This window comes from Bradyrhizobium sp. 132, from assembly GCF_023074185.1.
GTDB lineage: Bacteria > Pseudomonadota > Alphaproteobacteria > Rhizobiales > Xanthobacteraceae > Bradyrhizobium.
Genome location: NZ_JADPKY010000132.1, coordinates 210,808 through 232,841, shown reverse-complemented (window position 1 = coordinate 232,841; position 22,034 = coordinate 210,808). Strand labels below are relative to the sequence as shown.

The window sequence follows — 22,034 nt, the reverse complement described above, 5'->3', positions numbered from 1 at the left end:
GCATGACTGAGAAGAAGGCCTCGCTGGACATCAAAACCCTCGCCCGCGATTTGCGCGTCGGCAGCCGCGCGGCGCTAGCGCGGGCCATCACGCTGGTCGAGAGCCGGCGCAACGACCATCAGGCGCTGGCGCGTGAACTGGTGCAGATGCTCCTGCCCGACACCGGCAAGGCGGTCCGCGTCGGCATCACCGGCTCGCCCGGGGTCGGCAAGTCCACTACCATCGATGCGCTCGGAACCCATCTGATCGAACAGGGCCACAAGGTCGCGGTGCTCGCTGTCGATCCGTCCTCGGCGCGCAGCGGCGGCTCGATCCTCGGCGACAAAACGCGGATGGCGCAGCTCTCGGCCTCCGACCACGCCTTCATCCGGCCCTCGCCATCCTCGGGTACCCTCGGCGGCGTCGCCGCCAAGACGCGCGAGGCGATGCTGCTGTGCGAGGCAGCCGGCTTCGACGTCGTGCTGGTCGAGACCGTCGGCATCGGCCAATCCGAGACCGCGGTCTGCGACATGACCGATTTCTTCCTCGCTTTGATGCTGCCCGGCGGCGGCGATGAGTTGCAAGGCATCAAGAAAGGCCTGGTCGAGCTCGCCGACATGATCGCGATCAACAAGGCCGACGGCGACAATCTCAAGCGCGCCAACATCACCGCCGCCGATTATCGCGGCGCGCTGCATATCCTGACGCCGCGCTCCGAGCACTGGCATCCGCCGGTCGAAACCTATTCGGCACTGACCGGAGATGGCATTGCAAAACTCTGGCAGAAGGTCCTCGATCACCGCAAGGCGATGAACGCATCCGGCGAGTTCGCCGCGCGACGGCGCGAGCAGCAGGTGAAATGGATGTGGTCGATGCTGGAGCAGCGTATGCTGGCACGGCTGCGCAGCGAAGCGTCGGTGCGGACGAAGGTTCGGAAGATCGAGACCGAGGTGGCCAATGGCCATCTCACGCCGGCGCTCGCCGCCGAGCAGATTTTGGAGTTGCTGCAATGAGCGACAAGCTCCGCATTCTCCTCACCGGCTTCGGCCCCTTCCCCGGCGCGCCCTACAACCCGACGCAGCCGCTGGTCGCCCGGCTGGCGCAATTGCGCCGTCCCGCACTCGACGATGCCGCGATCTTCAGCCACATCTTCCCGGTCACTTATGCCGCGGTGGACCAGCAATTGCCGGAGGTTTTAGCGAAAGAAAAGCCGGATGCGATGCTGATGTTCGGCCTCGCCGCACGTACGCCCTATCTGCGCATCGAGAGCCGTGCGCGCAACGCCGTCACCATGCTCTGGCCCGACGCCGCCAACACCCGATCGAGCAAGCGCGGCATCGCCGCCAATGCGGACGCGACGATTTTCGGTCCACACACGGCAAGGCTGCTGCGCGCCGCGCGCCTCACCGGTATCGACGCCCGCCCCTCGCGCGATGCCGGCGCCTATCTCTGCAACTATCTGAGCTGGCGCGCGATCGAGAACGTCAAGGGCGGCGGGCCGCGGCTGGCAGCATTCGTCCATATTCCCCTGCTGGCGCGCAGTGGCGCCGTGCGCCGCAAGGGCGCGCCGCGGATCACGCTGGAGGAACTGGTCGATGCCGGCGAGGCGATGCTGATGGAGATGGTGCAGTTGGCACGAAAGGGGCGGAACACGACTGCGTAAACATTTAACCCTACCGCGAACAATCCTCACGCCACCAGCCGCCCTGCGCTACCTAACCATCGCGGACCCCCGCGTCCGCCGGAGGACGCGTCATGGACCTCAATCGTCGCCATCTCATCGGAGCTTCGACCGCAGGCATCGCCGGCGCGCTGGCCATGCCGGCCGATGCTGCGCGCGCGGCGCCGGTGACGTCGCTGCTCGGCCGCGATGCCACGCAGTATGATGTGCGACCCGGCAGCAGCGAGGATCAGACCCGTGCGCTCCAGCGTGCGATCGATGAGGCCGCGCGGGCGCAAACGCCGCTGGCGCTGCCACCCGGCGTCTACCGCACGGGACTGTTGCGCTTGCCGAATGGCGCGCAACTGATCGGCGTGCGCGGCGCGACCAAGCTCATCTTCACTGGCGGAGCCTCGGCGATCCAGAGCGACCGCTCCGATTCGATCGGCCTCACCGGCATCACCTTCGATGGCGGCGGCATTCCGCTGCCGGCACGACGTGGGCTGATCCACGTGCTCGGGGGGCGCGACGTCCGCATCGCCGATTGCGAGATCACGGGCTCCGGCGGCAGCGGCGTCTGGCTTGAGCAGGTCTCGGGCGACATCTCCGGCAACCTTTTTACCAACATCGCGGTGACGGCGGTGGTGTCGTTCGACGCCAGGGGTCTCAGCGTCTCCCGCAACACCATCACCGGCACCAATGACAACGGCATCGAGATCCTGCGCACGGCCATCGGCGACGACGGCACGCTGGTCACTGATAACCGTATCGAAGATATCAAGGCCGGCCCCGGCGGCTCCGGCCAGTACGGCAACGCCATCAACGCCTTCCGCGCCGGAAACGTCATCGTGCGCGGCAATCGTATCAAAAACTGCGATTACTCCGCCGTGCGCGGCAATTCGGCATCGAACATCCACATCACCGGCAACAGTGTCAGCGACGTGCGCGAGGTCGCGCTCTATTCGGAGTTCGCGTTCGAGGCCGCCGTGATCGCCAACAACATTGTCGACGGCGCCGCCGTCGGCGTCTCCGTCTGCAATTTCAACGAAGGCGGCCGCATCGCCGTGGTCCAGGGCAACATCATCCGCAATCTGATCCCGAAACGCCCAATCGGCACCGCGCCGGACGACGATGCCGGCGTCGGCATCTACATCGAGGCGGATGCGTCGGTTACCGGCAACGTGATCGAGAATGCGCCGTCCTACGGTATCGTCGCCGGCTGGGGCAAATATCTCCGCGACGTCGCGATCACGGGCAACGTGATCCGCAAGACGCTGGCTGGCGTCGGCGTATCCGTCGTGCCGGGCGCCGGCACCGCGCTCGTCAACAACAACATGATCTCGGAAACCCCGCGCGGCGCCGTGGTCGGCCTCGATCACGCGCGCGCCGTGACGTCCGATCTGTCGGCGGACGGCGCCCAGCGGTTTGCGCAATTGGTGGTCGGCGGGAATGCGGTGCGGCGGTAGGCGCGCGATCGGCAGACGGGCCGCGCATCCTTCGAGGCTTTCCATGGGCCGCGTTGCGTCCCATGCCTCGCGCCTCAGGATGACGGGGTAAAAACGGAGCGCTGGGTCTTGATGCAATGTTGACAACAAACACGCGGCCGTCATCCTGAGGTGTGAGCCGTGCGGTGCGAAGCGCCGCGCGGGGAGCCTCGAAGGAGGACGTTGTGGGCATCTATGTCTACATGCTGCGATGTGCGGATGGCTCGTTCTACATTGGCAGCGCCACCGGCGACGACCTATCGAGGCGCGTCGACGGGCACAATGCCGGCGCCTATCAGGGGTACACCTACTCGAGACGACCTGTCGTCCTGGTGTGGTCGGAGTATTTCGATCGGATCACTGACGGGATTGCCGCTGAGCGGCAGCTCAAAGGATGGAGCCGCGCCAAGAAGGAAGCGCTTATTCGATCGGATTGGAGATCGGTGAGCCAGCTTGCGCGACGGCGCGCGGGAGCGCCTAGGCCCCCGACGTAAGCGTCGATGCGGTCGGCAGACGGGCCGTGCATCCTTCGAGGCTCTCCATGGGCCGCGTTGCGTCCCATGCCTCGCGCCTCAGGATGACGGGAGACATTGCGGCGGCACTCTTGAACGTTCGCCTTAGAACGCGTTCCGCAGCAGCGGATACTTCGCCTCCAGGCCGTCGAGGCTGAAGGTGAACTCAACGAGGCGCTCGGGGGCTGCGACAATTTCGGTGGCGGGCGGAGAGAACTGCGGCAGAAGCGCCGCCATCGCAGCAGGCGCCCTGGGCGCTGCCATCGCGGCCGGTATCTTGGGTCCTGTCATCGCGACGGGCGCGGTAGGCGGCGCCATGGCAGCGGGCAGTTTGAGCGGTGCCATCGCTGCAGGCGCGGCAAGCGCGGCAAGCGCGGCAAGCGGCACGATCGGGGCTTCGGTGATTTCGGCGAGAACGTCCGGTGTCGGATCGAGCCCTACCGGCACGGCGGTCTCGGGAGCGATGTGCACGGCCTTCGGCTGCATGACCTGCGCCTGTAGCTCGCGCGGGAGCATGCGGGGCATCGTCGCGGGCGACCAGCCGAATGCGGGCGACACGCTGGCGGCCGCCGTGGCGACATCAGCGCCGGTGGCAAGCGCGCGCCAGGTCTGAACGGCGCGCTTGGCCTCCTGGATGTTTTCGAGAAATGCGATCTCGGAGTGATAGCGGCGCCAGCGCCCGGTCTCGAACATTTCGGAGAGATGCACCAGCCGCTGCTCGGCGAGAGTGCACCAGCGTGCCGCAATGTCGCGGCCAATAGCCACGTCGCGAACAGCCTCTTGGCGATGTGTCATAACCCAGCCCGTCAGGAGAAAAATACGGACGCGACGCAACGCAGACGAATCAATTTAGACGCGACATGAATATTTTGTGGAAAGATTCCGACTTGTCCAGCAACGACAGCCTTTTCGTCGTCAAACTCCGTAGTCGTGCGGAGATTCAAGGGGTTTTGGAGTCAAGCTTCGCACAAGCATGGCGCGCCTGCGGTGCGATGCCGATGACCGAGTCGCGATCTCTCAACCAGAAGCTGGTCTCGCGCAGGGCTTCAAGAAATCGGATGCCCCAAAAGAAAAGACCCGTCCGGGGGGACAACCGGACGGGTCGAGCCATATGGGCGCTTGGGTGGATGGGCGCTCGCGCCTAATATGACTTATGGGGAGGGATGACCGCTCCCACATAATTTGGTCGTGGCAGCGGGCCGAACGTTCAATGCGGCGTTTGATTTTTCGACCTTCGCACCGCGCGCAAAGTTGTCGCAGCCGCTATCGCGTCGCCGGCCTATCCGCCTGAGAAACCGTGGCTTTATCGCCGGTGCTCGACAACGAGGGTTGCTCTATTGCGCGGAGGCCAGGCTCGTCGCGACGCTTCTCGATATCTTCACGTTTTGTTGTACCGGACGCAGCCGCAACCGGCGTCGCGCCGTTGGCGGGAACGGTCATGACCGCGGCAAACGCATCGGTCTCGCCGTCGCCGAAAAGATCGTCGCGCCCCGGTGCACCGAGGTCGCGCGCTGTCTTCGCCAGCGTCATGCGCAGCGCTTCGGGCTTCAAGGCGTAGTTGCGCTCGAGCAGCAGCGCCGCGACGCCGGAGACATAGGCGGCCGAGAACGAGGTGCCCGACGTCATCTGGTATTTGCCGCCAGGCGCCGGCAGGAAGATGTCGACGCCGGGTGCCGCGACCGCGATGTAATTGCCACGGTTGGAGGCGGTGAACAGCCGGTCCTGCTGGTCGGTTGCGCTGACCGCGATCACGTTGGGATTGGCGGCCGGATAGAGCGGCGGCGACTTCGCGCCGGCATTGCCGGCGGCCGCGATCAGCACCAGGCCACGCGCGGCGGTCGCCGCGATGGCCCGCTCGATCACCGCGTCTTTGGGACCGGCAAAGCTCATGTTGACGATCTGCGCGCCGTGCTCGGCGGCATAGTTCAGCGAGCGAAGGATGATGTAGGACGAGCTCTCGGCCCCGCCGGTGGTGCCGCCGAAGGCGCGGATGGCGATGATGCGCGCCTCGGGCGCGCTGCCCATCAGCTTGGCATGCGCCACGATGGCGCCGGCAACGCCGGTGCCGTGAACATGCGGGGCCTCGGCGCTGCCGAGCGCGTCGAAATTTTCGGCAATGGAATTGGCAAGTTCCGGATGTTGGGCGTCGATGCCGGAATCGATTACGGCAACAGTCACGTTGGCGCCATGCGCCAGCGCATGTGCCTGCGGCAGGCGGAGCTTGGCCAGCGCATATTGCGCGGGATCTCCCTCGCTCGGCACCGACGATTTCTGGTCCTGGAGTACGTAGCGGAAGTTCGGCTGGACCGAGCGCACGCTGCCGTCGGCGGCGAATTCGCGCCGCACGGTCTCGTAAGCGCGGCGGTCGGTGATGCGGAACAGTCCGAAGGTTGCCCCGATCAGCGGAAAATTCTCGGAGGACACGCGTGTCAGGCCATGGCGGCGCGCGAGCTCGTCGGCCTCGGCCAACGACAGCGCCCCATCGATCTCGGCGACGAATTGGTCGGCGAAGGTGCGCAAGTCCACGGCAGCCGGCGTGTTGTTGCCGCGCCCCTTGCTGGCAGTCTTCTTGCCCGATTTGCCCGCGCCGTCGCCGCCTGCGCTCGGCTGCGCCAGGCATTCGCCGCTGGCGTCGCGATAGGGCGCGGTACAGGCGGGATAGAGGTTCGGGGAGTAGCGCGCATAAGGCAGCACCGGCGTCGGTACCATCCGCGCCGAAATCCTCGATGTCACAATCGGGCCGGGGCCGCGGCCGACGACCACCGCTCTGGCGGCAACACCCGGATCGACGCGCGCGGCGATGCTGGGAGAAATGGTCGGCATGCGCGAGGGGACGCTGATCGTCGGCGTGCGCATGATCGCCTGCGCCTGCGCAACCTCGACCCCGAGACAGGCGGCGAGCAGCAGCGTAGCTCCGACCGACGAAGCGTAGGCCCCGGCGCGTAACCTGCTCTCGGACTTGCGCATCATCGGTTCAGCGGCGCGTCTAGGGCGCCGCGACGGCCAAATTGACGAACTTCTCGCGCTGCATCTTGCCGAGCAGCGAGGTGAGTTCGTCCTGGCTCATCGCCTTGTCGAACTGGAGACGGAACATGCCGCCCTTGGCATCACCGATGATCGAAGCCTGGTAGCTGTCGAGCAATGTCGTGATGTCGGCGACGCGCGCCTCGGGTGTGAAGCGCACCAGCGCGCGCGACGGCGCGGCAGTCGCACCGAGTTCGCGCGTGATCGGCGCGCTGGTCGAGAGCGAAGCAGTCTGGAAGGTCGCAGTCTGGTTCTTCGTCAGCACGGCGCCGATGATTCCGGCTTGCAGCACCAGCGCCATGGCGCCGAGGCTCGCCGACCAGGCCAGCGTACGCGGCGACAGGCTCGCAAAGAAGGTGGCGATGCGCGCCGACAGCGGCAGCGAACCGGCGGCCCGCGCCGGCTCGGCGTCGATGGCGGCGAACAGCTTCTGCATCGCGCGCGCCGACGGAGCACCCAGGCTCTCATTCAGATGAATGGTCTCTTCGTACTCGCCGCGGATCGCCGCATATTGCCTGGCGAGGTCGGGATCGCTCGCAAGCGCTTCCTCGACGCGGCGGGCGTCGCGCGCGTTCAGCGTGCCGGCGGCGTGCCACGGCAGCAGCATCTCGATCTCACTGGGTTCTCGCTCCAGCATCTTCTTGCTCAATGCCATCATGGCCAGCCTCGCTCAATGCCGGCTGCCTTCAGCAGTTCGGCCAATTTCTTGCGCGCATAGAACAAGCGCGTCTTCACAGTGTTCTCCGGGATGCCAACGATTTCGGCCACCTCTTCCACGGACTTCTCGTGGTAGTAGACGAGATCGACGATTTCCCGATGGTCCGGCGAGAGGCCCGTCAGACACTCCCGCAACGCTTCACTGGTATCCTTCTTCTGCACCACCGTTTCCGGATTGTCGGACGTGTCCTCGATCGCGTTCGCGGCGTCGTCGTCCAACTCAAAATCCTTTCTGCGCCGGAGCGCAGACAGGGCCTTGAATCGGGTGATTGCCAGCAGCCACGTGGAAACGGCGGATCGGCCCTCGAACTTGCCGGCTTGACGCCAGACGTCGAGAAACACCTCACTGATGAGGTCTTCCGCCGCCTGCTCGTCCCGGACAAGCCGGAGGCCGAAACGATACACCCTGACATGGTGCCGCCCGTACAGCACCTGCATGGCGAGCCGGTCGCCTTGAGCGATCCTGGCGATCAGGACCTCGTCCGAAGCCGCCTGTGTCACGCTCAATGGCCGTCTCGCAAGGTTGGTCGGGTCGATGCGGCAGACGGTTCGACGGGAGGAGCGAAATTCTTCAGTCTACCGCAGTCATACGGGGCGCTGTGTGATCTACCCCACATACGCGAAATTTCCTTTTGCCACACGCGGCTGGCCGCCTCGCTCAATAACGGTAACATAGTAATGAAGCACTTTCCTGCGCAATGCCGTCCCAATTTAGACAGCCCGACATGCATGGAACCATAGCAGCCTTGCACGACGTATGTCTTCCGAAGCCATGCTTTGGCTCGACCGCATCGCACACGATCCCTAACCGACGACAAATCCTCGGCCGGTCGCGACCGTCCTCCGCTCCCGCGCTGGACAGTGCGGATTCGGTTTCGGAGGATACCAAACCTAAAGGCTTGCCATGTAGATTTTTGAGCTGACAACTACCATTGGCGGGACCATGAGCACGGCCGCGACGTCCTTTCCCGAGAGGAATGCCGCTGAGGTCGCGGATCTCGTCCTCGTGCCCGATGCAGCTGCGCCCCAGGTGCGGGCGCGCCGGGCGCGGCAGCGCCGCCAGATGTATATCGGCCAAGTCGCCAGCTACTCGCTCGGCGCCTTCGTCCTGCTGCTCTACGGCTACGACGGCGCTGTTGCGATGAACGTTCCATCGCTGTTCTGGGTCGGAGGTCTCTCGATCATCGGCATCTTCGTCGTGATGTCGGAGGCGGGCGTGGGCGACAGGCAAACCGACCACTATCTCACCGTGTTCCAGATCTCGGCGCATATGGCGCTGCAATTCGTGTTCCTGCTGTCGGTGCCGATCATTGGCGTCGCCTTCCTCAGCGTGCTGTTCCTGATTTTCGCCTTCGGCACGCTGCGCATGACCTCGGCCCAGGCGATGCTGACCTGGGCAATCGCGACCGCCGGCCTCGCCGCCGTCTTCCTCGCTTCCGATCTGCCGATCGGCATGCCCGTTGCTACGCGGCTCCAGCGGACCGCCTCGATGCTCTGCTTCGTGCTGGTGATCGGCCAGTGCGCCTTCCTCGGCCTGTTCGGCGCCACGCTCCGCAAGATCCTGTACCGGCGCAGCATCGAGCTGAAGGCCGCCTATCAGCGTATCGAGGAACTGGCCGAGCTCGACGAGCTCACCGGCTCCTACAACCGCCGCTGCATCATGCGGCTTCTCGACGCCGAGATCGAAAAATCGCGGCAGACGTCGACCCCTTGCGCGATCGCACTGATTGATCTCGACTGGTTCAAGCGCATCAACGACGCCCACGGCCATCCCGTCGGCGACGAGGTGCTGCGCACCTTCGCGATCACCATTTTCGCCAATATCCGCCCGGCCGACTGCTTCGGCCGATACGGCGGCGAGGAATTTCTGCTGCTGCTGCCGGGAACGGATGGCGCGGCGGCGGCGCGCATGCTCGATCGGCTGCGCGGCATCGTCGCAGATCTGGACTGGAGCGCATTCTCCCTGGGCATGCGCGTGACCATTTCCGCGGGCGTCGTGACGCTCCGCGACTTTGATACTGCCGACACGTTTCTCGTGCGCGCCGACAGCGCGCTCTATTCCGCCAAGGCACAAGGGCGCAACCGCATCGCAACGAGCTGACCAATCCATTTTTTCCCGGCGCGACAGAAGCAATCGCCGGGCCGAACGCTCCAGGACAGGGCAATGAGATCGAAATCCCCAAAATCATCCGAGAATTTGCTCGAGGAACTGCAAGCTGCGCTCTCGCACGGCACCGTTGCGCGCCGGGTCGAGACGCTGCGCCGCGTCACTGATCTCTTCATCGGCAATGCGGTGGACTATTCAGACGACCGCGTCCGCGTGTTCGACGACATATTCCAATGCCTGATCGAGCAGATCGAGACGTCTGCCAGGGCGCTGCTCGCCGACCGCCTCGCACCGATCGCGACTGCGCCGCCGAAGATCATCCGCACGCTCGCGCTCGACGAGGTGATCGAGGTCTCCGGCCCCGTGCTGTCGAAATCGGAACGACTGGACGAAGCGACCCTGATCGAGATCGCGCGCACCAGAGGGCAGGCACATCTCAAGGCGATCTCGCTGCGGCGGGTGCTGTCGGAAGCACTGACCGACGTGCTGGTGACCCGCGGCGACGAGGGCGTGGTGCAATCGACCGTCAGCAATCCCGGCGCGCAGCTCTCCGAGGGAAGTTTCACCGACCTCGTCACGCGCGCCGAACGCGACGATGATCTCGCCACCTGCATCGGCTTGCGGCCCGATTTGCCGCGCCATCACTATCTGAAGCTGATCGCGAAGGCCTCCTTGAGCGTGCGCAGGAAGCTGGAAGCCGCGCATCCGGATCTCGCAGACGAAGTCTCCAGCGTGGTCCAGGAAGCAGCCCAGCGGGTCCGCGCCGCCGCCATGACCCGACAGACCGAAATGGCGCGCGCGCTGGTGAAGTCGCTGCACGAGGACGGCCGCCTCACCGAATTCCAGGTCGCCGCCTTCGCAGAGCAAGGCAAGTTCGACGAGACCAATGCGGGGCTCGCGGCGCTTGCGGGCGTCGCGGTCGAGACCGCCGAGACCATGATGATCGAAAGCCGGACCGAGGGCGTGATGATCCTCGCCAAGGTCGCGGCCATGCAATGGTCGAGCGTGCGCGCGATCATCGCCCTGCGCGAGAAGCTCTCAGGCGGCTCGCAGACCGACATGCTGACGCTGCGCGACGCTTACGAAGCCCTGCGCGGCTCGACCGCGCAGCAGGTGCTGCGCTTCCACCGCATGCAGCAGGGCCCGACGCCGGCGGCCTGAGGCCGGCGAGCTAGTAGCGCAGAACCCTCGCCCCCACCAGCGCGCCGATCGCGGTCACCAGCGCGGTCGCGAGCGTGTACCAGGTCGCGACGAAGAGCGGGGAATCGTCGGTGCAGTGCGAGGCGTACAGCGTCGCGGCGAGCCCGGCCGACACCAGGCCGGCGAGCGCACCGGCGAGCGCGGGATGCGACGGCGCCCCGTGGCGCAGGCCGAACAGCGCCCCGGCAAGCAGCGGCAGCGACATCGCTGGGATTGCGAACAGACACACCCTGGAGTTCTTGCCCATCAATCGCATCGTCATCGGCATGGCCGGCGCCATCATCGCCTCACTGCCGATCGCCACCGCGAGCAGCCCGACGGGAAGCAGCAGCAACCAGCCCCAACCACGCAGCAACGCTTCGGGGCGCGACAGATGCAGGCTGACGATGATCGCGGGGATCGCGAGCGACAGCGTGACCGCGAACTTCATGTCGAAGAACGGGTTGTGCATCGCGCTCATCACGTCGTGACGCACGCCGAGAAATGTCGCGAAGATCAGGATCGACAGAGGCGCGGCGACCAGCAGCGCCATGGTCAGCATCGCGCCGACGCGCGGCGCGCGATGGGCGTTGTCGGCCGCGAGCGAGCGAATGAGTTGATCGGTATCCATGACTACTGGTCCCGCAGTTTGGCAGTCAGCGCCGCAAGTCCGCGATGCAGCGCGACCCGCACCGCGCCCTCGCTCATCGAATATTTCGCCGCCGTATCCTTGATCGAGGTGCTGTCGACCGCGATCGACTGCAACACGTCGCGCTGGCGTTGCGGCAGCGTGTTGAGCTGGCTGGCGACCTCGCCCGCCGAGGCCGTCTCCTGCGGCACCTCGCCCGGCAGAGTCTCGGCGAAATCGTCGATGTTGACGAAGATCCGCCTGCCCCGCCGCCGCAGCATGTCGATCAGCTTGTTGCGGCCGATCGCAAACAGCCACGGGGCGAAGGGGGCTTCGCTGTCCCAGGTGTGCCGCTTCAAATGCACCGCCAACAAAATCTCCTGCACGATATCCTCGGCCTGGTCGGGAGGCTGCCCAGCCCGCGCCAGGCCGCGCCTCGCGGCAGCGCGCAGTACAGGCGTGACCGCCCTCAACAGGCGATGATACGCTGCGTCATCGCCTGCCATGGCCGACCGCATCAGGCCGGTCCACTCGTCCTCACGTCCGCGCACGCGCGCCCTCACCATGCAATTCGGCCGTTCTTTCAATTTGTTACGGCGGCACCTTTGAGATCACGAACTCGTGATCTGTGCCGGGCCACGCGACCGATACGTCCGTAAAAATCTGGGACGGCTCATAACACCGATCGGTGCTGTCCGCACCCGGCGGCCGGCCGCGAGGGGCCTAGTTTGCCCCGCTTTTGCCCCGTGTAGCCCCAAGATTCCCATTTTTTGCCGCGCTGTCGTCACGCCCCGGGGTCTCTGTTCGCTCCCGGGACGGGCGAAATTGGGGAGATCGTCAACATGAAGAAAGCCAGCGGGCACGCGGCCCTGATTCTCCTGGCCGGGCTTTTCTTGCTGTTCGGGGGCATTGCACAGGCGGCACCGAGTTCAGCCGCAAGCAGCAAACCGGACAGCGCAGGCAACCAGGCCGACGCAGTCAAGCCGAGCAAGCAGCGGCGCCACACGTCGCGCCATCGCGACAGCACCAAGACGGCGCAGAAATCCGGCGACAAGGCCGACAACAAGGACGCCGCTGCAACGGCCGACGAGGCGAAGGCCGACAATAGCAAGGTGCCGGCCTCGCGCCAGATGTCGCCGGAAGTCGCCAACGCCAATGCGCAGCTCGCCGCCGCCGATACACCGACCGCGGCTGCCGCCTCCGCAATGACGGGCCGCGCCAACGACAACGTCCAGGCAGCGGCCGATAATACCGCCGCCCCGAACGCCGAGAGCCAGGTCGTCGCACCCGATCAGCTCAACGACATCGACCGCGCCTTGCAACAGGACAACCCGCCGGCGCAAAAGGCGGTGATTGCCGCAACCGATGCGCAGCCGCGGCCGGCGCCGGTGATGGCAAGCAGCCAGCAGAGCTCGGCCTGGGACCAGAGCTCGCTGATCGGCAAGATCTTCATCGGCGTCGGCACGCTGCTGACGCTGGCTTCCGCCGCGCGCATGTTCATGGCTTGAATCTAGCCTGATCGCCGGCCTGCGGGCCTCGTCCGGAACGCGCATCTCGGCGTGTTCCGGACGACTTTTCCGACATCTTTGGCCCTTGAAGCCCACCGCGCCAGCGGGCACATTGCCCGCTCAATCAAAAAGCGTGGGTGGAGCATGAGCACGTTCGAACACATCATCGTCGAAAGCAAAGGCGCGGTCGGCATCGTCAAGCTGAACCGGCCGAAGCTGCTCAACGCGCTCTCCTTCGGCGTCTTCCGCGAGATTGCCGCGGCAGTCGACGACCTCGAAACCGATGACGCCATCGGCTGTATCGTCGTGACCGGCAGCGAGAAGGCGTTTGCCGCCGGCGCAGACATCAAAGAGATGCAGCCGAAAGGCTTCATCGACATGTTTTCCGAGGATTTTGCCGCGATCGGCGGCGACCGCCTCGCACGCTGCCGCAAGCCGACGATCGCCGCGGTCGCGGGCTATGCGCTCGGCGGCGGCTGCGAGCTCGCCATGATGTGCGACTTCATCATCGCCGCCGACACCGCGAAATTTGGCCAGCCCGAAATCACGCTCGGCACCATCCCCGGCATCGGCGGAACCCAGCGCCTGACCCGTGCGATCGGCAAGTCCAAGGCGATGGACCTTTGCCTCACCGGCCGCATGATGGATGCAGCCGAAGCCGAGCGCAGCGGCCTCGTCAGCCGCATCGTGCCGCCCGACAAGCTGATGGACGAGGTGATGGCTGCGGCCGAGAAGATCGCCGCGATGTCGCGGCCCGCGGTCGCGATGGCCAAGGAAGCGGTCAACCGCGCCTTCGAGACCACGCTCGCCGAGGGCATGAGCGTGGAGCGCAACCTGTTCCACTCGACCTTCGCGCTGGAGGACCGCTCCGAGGGCATGGCGGCGTTCATCGAGAAGCGCAAGCCGGTGAACAAGAACCGGTAGGCGGCTACGTCTCGCGGCTCTGTGCGAGGGCCGCGCTGACGAGCGCGCGATATCCACGCTCGGCCCAGGTCGCGGGGCGATCAAGACCGAGGCGTGCGAGACACGCCTCATCGGCACCGTCGGGCGTTCGTATCAATCCCTGCCACAGCAAGCTCGCCAACGCCTGCGGCGAGCGTTGCGCGCCTTGCAGCATCTCCAACGCCGGGATGAGGCGCTGTTCCACCTCAGTGAAATCGCAGCCGAACGGGAACGACGGCAGCAGCCCGGCATCGCGCGCGGGCTTGAGCGCGCTCGTGATCCGTTCTGGATGGTTTTCGCGGTGGGCCGCCGGTATCTCATAGCCGCGCGGCAATTTGCCGGCGTCCTTCGCGACCCGCACCAACTCGCCCTGGAAGCGCGAATCCGCGATCGCCAGCATCCCCGCGATGACGTCGGCATCCGACTTCCCCCTGAGATCGGCAACGCCGTATTCGGTGACGAAGATATCCCGCAGGTGCCGGGGAATGGTCTCGTGCCCATAGCGCCAGAGAATGTTGGATTTGAGCGAACGGCCCGCCTGGCGCGTCGCCTCGAGCGTCAGGACTGATCGCGCCCCTTCGAGCGCAAAAGCCTGCGCCACAAAATTGTATTGCCCACCGACGCCGCTCACCACCTGCCCGTTGTCGAGGCCGTCGGAGACGGCCGCGCCTAAGAGCGTGGCCATCATCGTGTTGTTGATGAAGCGCGCATCGATCCGCGCCCGGCGCTTCCGTTCCTCCTCGCCGTAGAGTTCGTTGGTGAACGACACCGGCATCATCTGGATGCGCGCGATCTGGTCAGGCGACATCTCGCGCAACGCACGATAGAAAGATTTCGGTCCGAGGAAGAAGGCGCCGTGCAGCACCACCCCGTCGACGGCACGCTTGAGGATGCCGGCGTCGATCAAGCCGATGAAGGCTTCGGTCAGCATTTCGCTGACGCCATAAAGCCCTACCTCGAAGGCTCCGGTTTCCTGCGGAACAGACAGTGGTGCGGGTGACAGCCGAGCCACGATTTTTTGAAAGGCAGCGCTGTCGCGATGGCGCAGGATCAGACCCTGCGCCAGCGCATCGCCGATCTGTCCGATGCCGATCTGAAGCGTGCCACCATCGCGTACCAGCGATGCCGCATTCAGTCCGATCGCGTATTTGACGTTGGAGATCGGCTCCGACGGCGGCGCAAAGAGCGGAAAGTCGGTCGCAGCGCTCTCCAGCACGGCGCTGAATTCATCGGCCGGAAGGTCGCCCGCGCCCGGCATGAACGGCAGTTCGGAATTCACCTGTGCGATCAGCTTGAACGATGCACGCCCGGCGCGGCGTTCACGCAGCACGTCCAGCGTCGTGTCAGTGTTGCAAGACAGGCTGTAGCGCGGCACCCCGTCGACGACGCGCTTGGCCACCAGTTGCGTCACCACATTGAGCCCGCGCGCCAGCAGATAGCTTGCCGCGTGGGTATAGTTGGCCGAGATGTAATTCTGCTGCGCGGCCGGCACGTGCAGCCAGCGTCCCGCCAGAAAGAAGAATTCAACGACTTCGACGTTGGGCGGCAACCGGCTTTCGCGCAGCGCATCGGCATAGGCAAGATCGGGATAGCCGCCGAACAATCGGTCGATCACGGGGCGATGAACCGGTGCTCGATCAAGCCTTTCGGTCTCGGCTTTTCCAACGTCAGCGCCGAGAGCAGTGTCAGCTTGACGTCAGGATCGGCACAGGCACGCGCATAGAGAGCGTTGACCACATGATTGGCCTTGCCGAGGCCGAGCGGCAGTCCGACCACCAAATCGGTTCCGACAGCGCGAACGATCTCCTCCGCGAGAGCATCGGAATCGGAGAAGAGCTTCGGCATCATCCGTGGGGTCCGGACTACATGACAGGCACCTGACGGATTGGAAGCCGCCAAGCTCCCTATAACGCATCCTGGAGGGGATTGGTGTGTGACGCACCTGCAACAAGCACGGAATACATGGGGGTTTTCCCCGCGGCAGTTTGCCTGCGGGACGTCGGCTGGTTAAACAGTTAAGAGAGCCGCCGTCGGCGGGGGCGGACAGCCGGGATTTGCGGGATTACATGATTGGGCGTGCCGCCAGAGTTGGTCGCGTGATGACGCGGCATCGATCGGGCGTGGCTCCTGTGCTCGCGACATGGACCACGCTGGCGCTCTGTTGCGCCCTGCCCTCCGCCGCATGGGCGGAAGCCCTGCCGGAGGCGCTCGCCAAGGCCTACCAGACCAACCCGCAGCTCAATGCCGAGCGCGCGCGTCAGCGCGCCACCGACGAGAACGTGCCGCAGGCGCTCGCCGGCTATCGGCCGCAGATCGTGGCAAGCCTCAGCGCCGGGCTGCAATCGGTGCGCAATCTGCTGCCCGACAACACCATCCAGACCGCCAATCTGAAGCCGTGGATCATCGGCGTCACTGTGACGCAGACCCTGTTCAACGGTTTCCGCACCGCCAACAACGTGCGCGCCGCAGAACTCCAGGTGCAGTCGGGCCGCGAGGCGCTGCGCAATGTCGGCCAGGGCGTGCTGCTCGACGCGGTTACCGCCTACACCAACGTGCTCGCCAACCAGTCGCTGGTCGAGGCGCAGCGCTCCAACGTCTCCTTCCTGCGCGAAACGCTCGCCGTCACCCAGCGCCGCCTCAACGCCGGCGACGTCACGCCGACCGACAGCGCCCAGGCCGAGGCGCGGCTCAACCGCGGGCTTTCCGATCTCAACGCCGCCGAAGTCGCGCTGGCGGTGAGCCAGGCGATCTACGCGCAGGTGATCGGCAATGCACCGTCGCAGCTTCGAGCCGCCGAAGTCGTCGACCGCTATCTGCCGAAGAGCCGCGAAGACTCGCTGATGATGGCGATCCGTCAGCACCCGGCGGTGATGGCGGCGGGCTTCGACGTCGATGTCGCCTCCACCAACATCCGCGTCGCAGAAGGCGCGCTGCTGCCGAGCGCGAGCATCCAGGGCAGCGCCAGCCGGAGCCGCAACAACGACCCGACGCTCGGCACCTTCGCCGAGGACCAGGCCTCGATCGTCGCCAACGTCACTGCGCCGATCTACGACGGCGGCCAGGCTGCTGCGCAGACCCGGCAGGCCAAGGAGATCACGGCCCAGAGTCGGCTCGTGCTCGATCAGGTGCGCAACCAGGCGCGCACCGCGGCGACCAGCGCCTGGGTTGCCAACGAAGGCGCCAAGATCGCGGTGTCCGCTTCCGAGTCCGAGGTGAAGGCGGCAACCGTCGCACTCCAGGGCGTGCAGCGCGAGGCCGCCGGCGGACAGCGCACGACGGTCGACGTGCTGAACTCGCAGGCCGATTTGATCCAGGCCAAGGCCCGCCTGATCGGCGCCAGCCGCGACCGCGTGATCGCCTCCTACACGCTGCTCAGCGCCGTCGGCCATCTCGACGTCAAGACCTTGGGCCTGAACACGCCGGACTATCTGCCCGAGGTGCACTACCAACAGGTCCGCGACGCCTGGCACGGCCTGCGCACGCCGTCTGGGCAATAATTCCAAATCGTCTGGGGTGGTGCCGATGAAGAGCCGCCGCATCCATCTGATGGGAGCTTCAGGCTCCAGCGTGACGACGATCGGCCGCGCGCTCGCCGGCCGGCTTGCGCTACCGCATCACGACAGCGATGATTATTTCTGGCTGCCGACCGCGCCGCCCTACCAGACCACGCGCCCCGCCGCCGAGCGTCTGCGCCTGATGCGCGAAATGTTTCTGCCGCGTCTCGATTGGGTGCTGAGCGGAACCGTCACCGGCTGGGGCGAGGAGCTTGTCCCGCTTTTCGATCTGGTCGTCTTCGTGAGCACGCCGCGCGAAATCCGGCTGACGCGATTGCGCGCCCGCGAGGCCGCCCATTTCGGCGCTGACGCCGTCGCGCCAGGCGGCTGGCGCCATGATGAGACTGAATCTTTTGTCGAATGGGCATCGCACTACGAAGCCGGAGATCGCGAAGGCCGCAGTCTTGCAAAGGATGAAGCGTGGCTCGCGGGCTTGCCCTCCCCGGTGGTGCGCGTTGACGGCTCACGCCCGCTTGCGAGCCTCGTCGAGCAGCTATGCAGCGAAGCGGAGCAGCTTCCGGACTGATGTGATAGTGTCACTACCTCCAAATAGCAAAGCGGGGAGAGAAACCATGCTCAGCCGACGTAGCGTCCTGCTTGCCTCCCTTGCCGCCGGAGTTGCCATGTCCAACAAAGCCCACGCCCGTGCGGCACAGCCCGCGACGCCGGTCAACTTCGACGTTCCGCTGCATGCCTGCGACTGCCACACCCATATCCACGGCGATCCCGAAACGTTTCCGTTCTTCGCTGGGCGTGTCTACACGCCCGAGCTGGCATCTCCGGAGGAGATGGCCGCGCTGCACAAGTCGCTGAATATGGAACGCGTGGTGATTGTCACTCCAAGTGTCTACGGAACCGACAATTCGTCGACCCTGTTCGGCATGAAAGCACGCGGCGTCAATGCTCGCGGCGTGGCCGTGATCGACGACAAGACGCCGGAGAGCGCGCTGGACGCGATGCATCAGGACGGGTTCCGCGGCGTCCGCCTCAATCTCGCGACCGGCGGCGTCAACGACCCCAATGTCGGCCGACCGCGCTTCACCGCCGCAGTCGAGCGCATGAAGGCGCGCGGCTGGCACGTGCAGCTTTACACCACGCTGCCGATGATCTCGGCGATCAAGGACCTCGTCGAGACGGCGCCGGTACCTGTCGTGTTCGACCATTTCGGCGGCCTCGAAGCCTCGCGCGGCCTGGGCCAGCCGGGCTTCTCCGATCTCGTCGCGCTGGTGAAGTCGGGGAAGGCCTATGTCAAGATTTCGGGCGCCTATCGCTCGTCAACGCTCGCGCCGGATTACAAGGACATTGTGCCGTTCGCGCAGGCGCTGATCACCGCGAACGCGGACCGCATCGTCTGGGGCACCGACTGGCCGCATCCGGATTCGAGCCGCGTCGAGGGACGCAAGCCAACCGACGTCGCGCCGCTCTACCAGATCGACGACGGGCGTCTCCTCAATCAGCTTCCGGTGTGGGCACCGGATGCGGATGTGCGCAAGAAAATCCTGGTCGACAATCCGGCGCGGCTCTACGGATTTTGATTCGCCAGACTGGTTGAGACTTCGCCGCGCGGACATGGCCGCGAAGCGGAACGCGATTCCAGCTCGAACAGGTCAGCGTGCGCGGCGGGAGAAGAAGGAGATCAGCACCGGCAGCGTCACCAGGATCACGATCGGCGCCAGCATCATGCCAGTGACGACGACGACCGCGAGCGGCTTCTGCACCTGCGAGCCGATGCCTCCAGACAGCGCAGCCGGCAGCAGACCGACGCCCGCGACCACGCAGGTCATCAGCACGGGTCGGAGCTGCAATTCGCCGGTGCGGATCACCGCGCTCATGCGGTCCATGCCTTCGTCGATCAATTGGTTGAACTGCGACAGGATGATGATGCCGTCCATCACGGCGATGCCGAACAGCGCGATGAAGCCGATCGCCGCGGAGACACTGAAGGCGGTGCCGGTGATCAAGAGACCGAGCACGCCGCCGAAGATCGCCATCGGGATCACGCTCATGGCGAGTAGCGTGTCGGTCATCGAGCCGAAATTGAACCAAAGCAGGACGCCGATCAGCGCGAGCGAGATCGGCACCACGATCGACAATCGCCGGATCGCGTCCTGGAGATTGCCGAATTCGCCGACCCAGTCCATGTGCGCGCCGGGCGGCAGCTGCACCTGATCGGCGATCTTCTGCTGCGCCTCGCGGATCGCGCTGCCGAGGTCGCGCTCACGCACCGAGAACTTGATCGGCAGATAGCGTTCCTGCTGTTCGCGATAAATGTAGGCCGCGCCCGAGACGAGGCTGATGGTGGCGACCTCGCTCAGGGGTATCTGCGTGACGGTGCCGTTCGGCCCGGGGGCGCCGATCCGCAAATTCTGAATCGCTTCGGCGCTCCTGCGGAATTCCGGCGCAAGGCGAACGATGATCGGAAAGTGGCGGTCGCTTCCGGCCTCGTAGATGTCGCCGGCGGTGTCGCCGCCGATCGCGACCTTGATGGTGGCGTTGATGTCGCCCGGTGCAAGGCCATAGCGCGCAGCCTTGGCACGGTTGATGTCGATCTGGATGGTCGGCTGCCCGAGTGAGGTGAACACCGCAAGGTCGGTGATCCCCTGCACGGTGGCCAGCACCGACTTGATCTTGTTGGCGGTGTCGGTCAGCGCCTGGAGATCGCTGCCGAACAGCTTGATCGAGTTCTCGCCCTTCACGCCCGAGACGGCTTCGGAGACGTTGTCCTGGAGATATTGCGAGAAATTGAACTCGACGCCGGGGAAACGATCGTCGAGCTGCTTGAGCAGTTGCGCGGTCAGCTCTTCCTTGTCGCGGGTGCCGGGCCATTGGCTGGCGGGCTTGAGCGGCGCGAAGAACTCGGCGTTGAAGAAGCCGGCGGCATCGGTGCCGTCATCGGGGCGGCCGTGCTGCGACACCACGGATTCCACTTCAGGCCGCGCGCGGATCACCTTGCGCATCTCGTTGACGTAGGAGTTGCCTTCCTGGAGCGAGATGGTCGGCGGCAGCGTCGCACGGATCCAGAGATTACCCTCTTCCAGCTTAGGCAGGAATTCGAGGCCGAGCAACCGGCTGAGCGCAACCGTCATCAGCACGAGGCCGAGCGCGCCACCGAGCATGATGCCGCGGTTGGCGACCGCCCAATTCAGCAACGGCATGTAGAGCCGATGCAGGATCCGCATCACCCTGGTCTCGGTCTCCCTGACATGAGCCGGCAGGATGATCGCGGACAGCGCTGGCGTCACCGTGAACGTCGCAAGGAGGCCGCCGGCAAGCGCGTAGGCATAGGTGCGCGCCATCGGCCCGAAGATGTTGCCCTCGACGCCGGAGAGCGTGAACAGCGGCAGGAAGGCCGCGATGATGATCGCCGCGGCAAAGAAGATCGAACGTGAGACGTCGGCCGCCGCGCTGAGGATGGCGTGGCTTTTCATGCCGAACAGCGTCTCGGACGACATCTGCTCGGATTCCGACATCGGTGTCGTCTGCGTCAGGCGCCGGAAGATCGCCTCCACCATGATGACGGTGGCATCGACGATCAAGCCGAAATCGATCGCACCGACCGACAGCAGGTTCGCCGATTCCCCGCGCAGCACCAGGATGATCACGGCAAAGAACAACGCGAACGGAATCGTGGCGCCGACGATCAGCGCACTGCGGAGATCGCCGAGGAAGATCCACTGCAGCAGCACGATCAGCAGAATGCCGACCACCATGTTGTGCAGCACGGTGTGGGTGGTGAGCTCAATCAGATCCCCGCGGTCGTAGATGCGCTCGATGCGCACGCCCGGCGGCAGGATGCTGGAGTCGTTGATGGTTTGAACGAGCTGGTGGACGCGCTTGATGGTTGGCGAGCTCTGCTCGCCGCGGCGCATCAGGACGATGCCTTGCACGATGTCGTCGGAATCGTCGAGGCCGGCAATGCCGAGACGAGGCTTCTGGCCGACGGTGACGGTGGCGACGTCCTTGACCAGCACCGGGTTGCCGTTGGTCTGCGCCACCATGGTGTTGGCGAGGTCGTCGATCGAGCGGATCAGGCCGACGCCGCGCACCACGGCCGATTGCTGACCGATATTGACGGTGTTGCCGCCGACATTGACGTTGGAATTGCCGACCGCCTGAAGCAATTGCGGCAGCGTCAGGCCGTTGGCGACCAGCTTGTTGAAGTCGACCTGGAGCTCGTAGGTCTTGCTCTTGCCGCCCCAGCCGGTGACGTCGATCACACCAGGCACGGCACGGAAGCGGCGCTGGAGGATCCAGTCCTGGATGGTCTTGAGGTCGAGCACGCTGTAGTTCGGCGGACCGACGAGACGGTAGCGGAAGATTTCGCCAATTGGGCTGAGCGGCGAGATCTGCGGCTGCACGTTGCCGGGTAGTGGCGCGAGCTGCGCCAGGCGGTTCAAGACCTGCTGCAACGCCTCGTCATAGGTGTAGGCGAAGGAAAATTGCAGTTTGACGTCGGAGAGGCCGTAGAGCGAGATGGTGCGAATGGTCGTCAGGTTCTTCAGACCGGCGACCTGGGTCTCGATCGGAATCGTGATGTAGCGTTCGATCTCCTCCGCCGACAGGCCCGGGCTCTGCGTCACGATGTCGACCATCGGCGGGGTCGGATCGGGGTAGGCCTCGATGTTGAGCTGGTTGAACGCAATGAGGCCACCGAAGAGCACGGCGACGAACATGCCGACCATCAGGAAGCGTCGATTGACGGCAAGGGCGACGAGGCGATCCATTCAGGTCTTCAATTTT

General features: G+C 65.3%; 18 protein-coding genes and 1 pseudogene. 11 read left to right on the top strand and 8 right to left on the bottom strand.

Translation table 11 applies throughout. From position 1 onward, the window contains the following. Positions 1-2: 2 nt before the first annotated feature. The 4 genes from meaB (at position 3) to IVA74_RS29005 (ending at position 3,617) form a co-directional block, all read left to right on the top strand. The gene (gene meaB, locus IVA74_RS29020) at positions 3-992 is read left to right on the top strand and encodes a methylmalonyl Co-A mutase-associated GTPase MeaB (RefSeq protein ID WP_247349894.1); all 990 of its coding nucleotides are present in this window, start codon (positions 3-5) and stop codon (positions 990-992) included. Next, positions 989-1,642, top strand: a complete 654-nt coding sequence (locus IVA74_RS29015; protein ID WP_247349893.1) for a pyroglutamyl-peptidase I — start codon at positions 989-991, stop codon at positions 1,640-1,642. The genes meaB and IVA74_RS29015 overlap by 4 nt, the downstream gene beginning before the upstream one ends. Positions 1,643-1,734: 92 nt before the next feature. After that, positions 1,735-3,105: a TIGR03808 family TAT-translocated repetitive protein gene (locus tag IVA74_RS29010; protein ID WP_247349892.1), complete on the top strand. Its 1,371-nt coding sequence runs from the start codon at positions 1,735-1,737 to the stop codon at positions 3,103-3,105. 203 nt (positions 3,106-3,308) lie between these two features. Beyond that, on the top strand, positions 3,309-3,617 hold the full coding sequence (locus IVA74_RS29005) for a GIY-YIG nuclease family protein (RefSeq protein WP_247349891.1): 309 nt from the start codon (positions 3,309-3,311) through the stop codon (positions 3,615-3,617). A gap of 123 nt (positions 3,618-3,740) precedes the next feature. Here the strand turns inward: IVA74_RS29005 and IVA74_RS29000 are convergent, their stop codons facing one another. The 4 genes from IVA74_RS29000 to IVA74_RS28985 all read right to left on the bottom strand — a co-directional run bounded on the left by IVA74_RS29000 (position 3,741) and on the right by IVA74_RS28985 (position 7,883). Further along, complete coding sequence (locus IVA74_RS29000) at positions 3,741-4,400, bottom strand: TIGR03809 family protein (RefSeq protein WP_247350247.1); 660 nt, start codon at positions 4,398-4,400, stop codon at positions 3,741-3,743. 498 nt (positions 4,401-4,898) lie between these two features. After that, a complete protein-coding gene (locus IVA74_RS28995) occupies positions 4,899-6,605 on the bottom strand; it encodes a S8 family serine peptidase (RefSeq protein WP_247349890.1) in 1,707 nt (568 codons plus the stop codon). A 16-nt stretch (positions 6,606-6,621) separates the two neighbouring features. Further along, positions 6,622-7,317, bottom strand: a complete 696-nt coding sequence (locus IVA74_RS28990) for a hypothetical protein (RefSeq protein ID WP_247349889.1) — start codon at positions 7,315-7,317, stop codon at positions 6,622-6,624. Then, a complete protein-coding gene (locus IVA74_RS28985) occupies positions 7,314-7,883 on the bottom strand; it encodes a sigma-70 family RNA polymerase sigma factor (protein ID WP_247349887.1) in 570 nt (189 codons plus the stop codon). Before IVA74_RS28985 ends, IVA74_RS28990 begins: the two co-directional genes overlap by 4 nt. Positions 7,884-8,319: 436 nt before the next feature. On the opposite strand from IVA74_RS28985, the gene IVA74_RS28980 reads away from it, so the two are divergent. Together IVA74_RS28980 and IVA74_RS28975 are read left to right on the top strand one after the other, a co-directional pair. Beyond that, positions 8,320-9,477, top strand: a complete 1,158-nt coding sequence (locus IVA74_RS28980; protein WP_247349886.1) for a GGDEF domain-containing protein — start codon at positions 8,320-8,322, stop codon at positions 9,475-9,477. A 63-nt stretch (positions 9,478-9,540) separates the two neighbouring features. After that, positions 9,541-10,644 (top strand): DUF2336 domain-containing protein, encoded by a 1,104-nt coding sequence (locus IVA74_RS28975; RefSeq protein WP_247349885.1) that lies wholly within the window; start codon positions 9,541-9,543, stop codon positions 10,642-10,644. 10 nt (positions 10,645-10,654) lie between these two features. On the opposite strand, the gene IVA74_RS28970 is transcribed toward IVA74_RS28975, so the two are convergent. Both IVA74_RS28970 and IVA74_RS28965 read right to left on the bottom strand, forming a co-directional pair. Then, the gene (locus tag IVA74_RS28970; protein WP_247349884.1) at positions 10,655-11,293 is read right to left on the bottom strand and encodes a DUF1109 domain-containing protein; all 639 of its coding nucleotides are present in this window, start codon (positions 11,291-11,293) and stop codon (positions 10,655-10,657) included. 2 nt (positions 11,294-11,295) lie between these two features. Beyond that, the gene (locus tag IVA74_RS28965; protein ID WP_247349883.1) at positions 11,296-11,841 is read right to left on the bottom strand and encodes a sigma-70 family RNA polymerase sigma factor; all 546 of its coding nucleotides are present in this window, start codon (positions 11,839-11,841) and stop codon (positions 11,296-11,298) included. Positions 11,842-12,132: 291 nt separating this feature from the next. Between IVA74_RS28965 and IVA74_RS28960 the strand changes: the two genes are divergently transcribed. Both IVA74_RS28960 and IVA74_RS28955 read left to right on the top strand, forming a co-directional pair. Continuing rightward, a complete protein-coding gene (locus IVA74_RS28960; protein ID WP_247349882.1) occupies positions 12,133-12,798 on the top strand; it encodes a hypothetical protein in 666 nt (221 codons plus the stop codon). A gap of 144 nt (positions 12,799-12,942) precedes the next feature. Beyond that, entirely contained in the window at positions 12,943-13,722 is a 780-nt protein-coding gene (locus IVA74_RS28955; protein ID WP_247349881.1) for an enoyl-CoA hydratase, read from the top strand. A 4-nt stretch (positions 13,723-13,726) separates the two neighbouring features. Here IVA74_RS28955 and IVA74_RS28950 read toward each other — a convergent pair. Then, positions 13,727-15,585, bottom strand: a pseudogene (locus IVA74_RS28950) (acetyl-CoA hydrolase/transferase C-terminal domain-containing protein). Between the two features lie 221 nt (positions 15,586-15,806). Here IVA74_RS28950 and IVA74_RS28945 point away from each other — a divergent pair. The 3 genes from IVA74_RS28945 to IVA74_RS28935 are packed head-to-tail and all read left to right on the top strand — an operon-like array spanning position 15,807 to position 18,829. After that, complete coding sequence (locus IVA74_RS28945; protein WP_247349880.1) at positions 15,807-17,237, top strand: TolC family outer membrane protein; 1,431 nt, start codon at positions 15,807-15,809, stop codon at positions 17,235-17,237. 25 nt (positions 17,238-17,262) lie between these two features. Continuing rightward, positions 17,263-17,820 carry a hypothetical protein gene (locus tag IVA74_RS28940; RefSeq protein ID WP_247349879.1) on the top strand — a complete coding sequence of 186 codons (558 nt, stop codon included), beginning with the start codon at positions 17,263-17,265 and terminating at the stop codon, positions 17,818-17,820. Between the two features lie 46 nt (positions 17,821-17,866). Then, positions 17,867-18,829 (top strand): amidohydrolase family protein, encoded by a 963-nt coding sequence (locus IVA74_RS28935; RefSeq protein WP_247349878.1) that lies wholly within the window; start codon positions 17,867-17,869, stop codon positions 18,827-18,829. Positions 18,830-18,901: 72 nt separating this feature from the next. On the opposite strand, the gene IVA74_RS28930 is transcribed toward IVA74_RS28935, so the two are convergent. Continuing rightward, positions 18,902-22,018: a CusA/CzcA family heavy metal efflux RND transporter gene (locus IVA74_RS28930; RefSeq protein WP_247349877.1), complete on the bottom strand. Its 3,117-nt coding sequence runs from the start codon at positions 22,016-22,018 to the stop codon at positions 18,902-18,904. Positions 22,019-22,034 lie beyond the last annotated feature (16 nt).

Excerpts from the sequence above, each read along its gene's own strand:
- meaB (WP_247349894.1), top strand. The coding sequence starts at position 3 with ATGACTGAGAAGAAGGCCTCGCTGGACATCAAAACCCTCGCCCGCGAT.
- IVA74_RS29015 (WP_247349893.1), top strand. The coding sequence starts at position 989 with ATGAGCGACAAGCTCCGCATTCTCCTCACCGGCTTCGGCCCCTTCCCC.
- IVA74_RS29010 (WP_247349892.1), top strand. The coding sequence starts at position 1,735 with ATGGACCTCAATCGTCGCCATCTCATCGGAGCTTCGACCGCAGGCATC.
- IVA74_RS28995 (WP_247349890.1), bottom strand. The coding sequence starts at position 6,605 with ATGATGCGCAAGTCCGAGAGCAGGTTACGCGCCGGGGCCTACGCTTCG.
- IVA74_RS28990 (WP_247349889.1), bottom strand. The coding sequence starts at position 7,317 with ATGATGGCATTGAGCAAGAAGATGCTGGAGCGAGAACCCAGTGAGATC.
- IVA74_RS28980 (WP_247349886.1), top strand. The coding sequence starts at position 8,320 with ATGAGCACGGCCGCGACGTCCTTTCCCGAGAGGAATGCCGCTGAGGTC.
- IVA74_RS28975 (WP_247349885.1), top strand. The coding sequence starts at position 9,541 with ATGAGATCGAAATCCCCAAAATCATCCGAGAATTTGCTCGAGGAACTG.
- IVA74_RS28970 (WP_247349884.1), bottom strand. The coding sequence starts at position 11,293 with ATGGATACCGATCAACTCATTCGCTCGCTCGCGGCCGACAACGCCCAT.
- IVA74_RS28960 (WP_247349882.1), top strand. The coding sequence starts at position 12,133 with ATGAAGAAAGCCAGCGGGCACGCGGCCCTGATTCTCCTGGCCGGGCTT.
- IVA74_RS28955 (WP_247349881.1), top strand. The coding sequence starts at position 12,943 with ATGAGCACGTTCGAACACATCATCGTCGAAAGCAAAGGCGCGGTCGGC.
- IVA74_RS28945 (WP_247349880.1), top strand. The coding sequence starts at position 15,807 with ATGATTGGGCGTGCCGCCAGAGTTGGTCGCGTGATGACGCGGCATCGA.
- IVA74_RS28940 (WP_247349879.1), top strand. The coding sequence starts at position 17,263 with ATGAAGAGCCGCCGCATCCATCTGATGGGAGCTTCAGGCTCCAGCGTG.
- IVA74_RS28935 (WP_247349878.1), top strand. The coding sequence starts at position 17,867 with ATGCTCAGCCGACGTAGCGTCCTGCTTGCCTCCCTTGCCGCCGGAGTT.
- IVA74_RS28930 (WP_247349877.1), bottom strand. The coding sequence starts at position 22,018 with ATGGATCGCCTCGTCGCCCTTGCCGTCAATCGACGCTTCCTGATGGTC.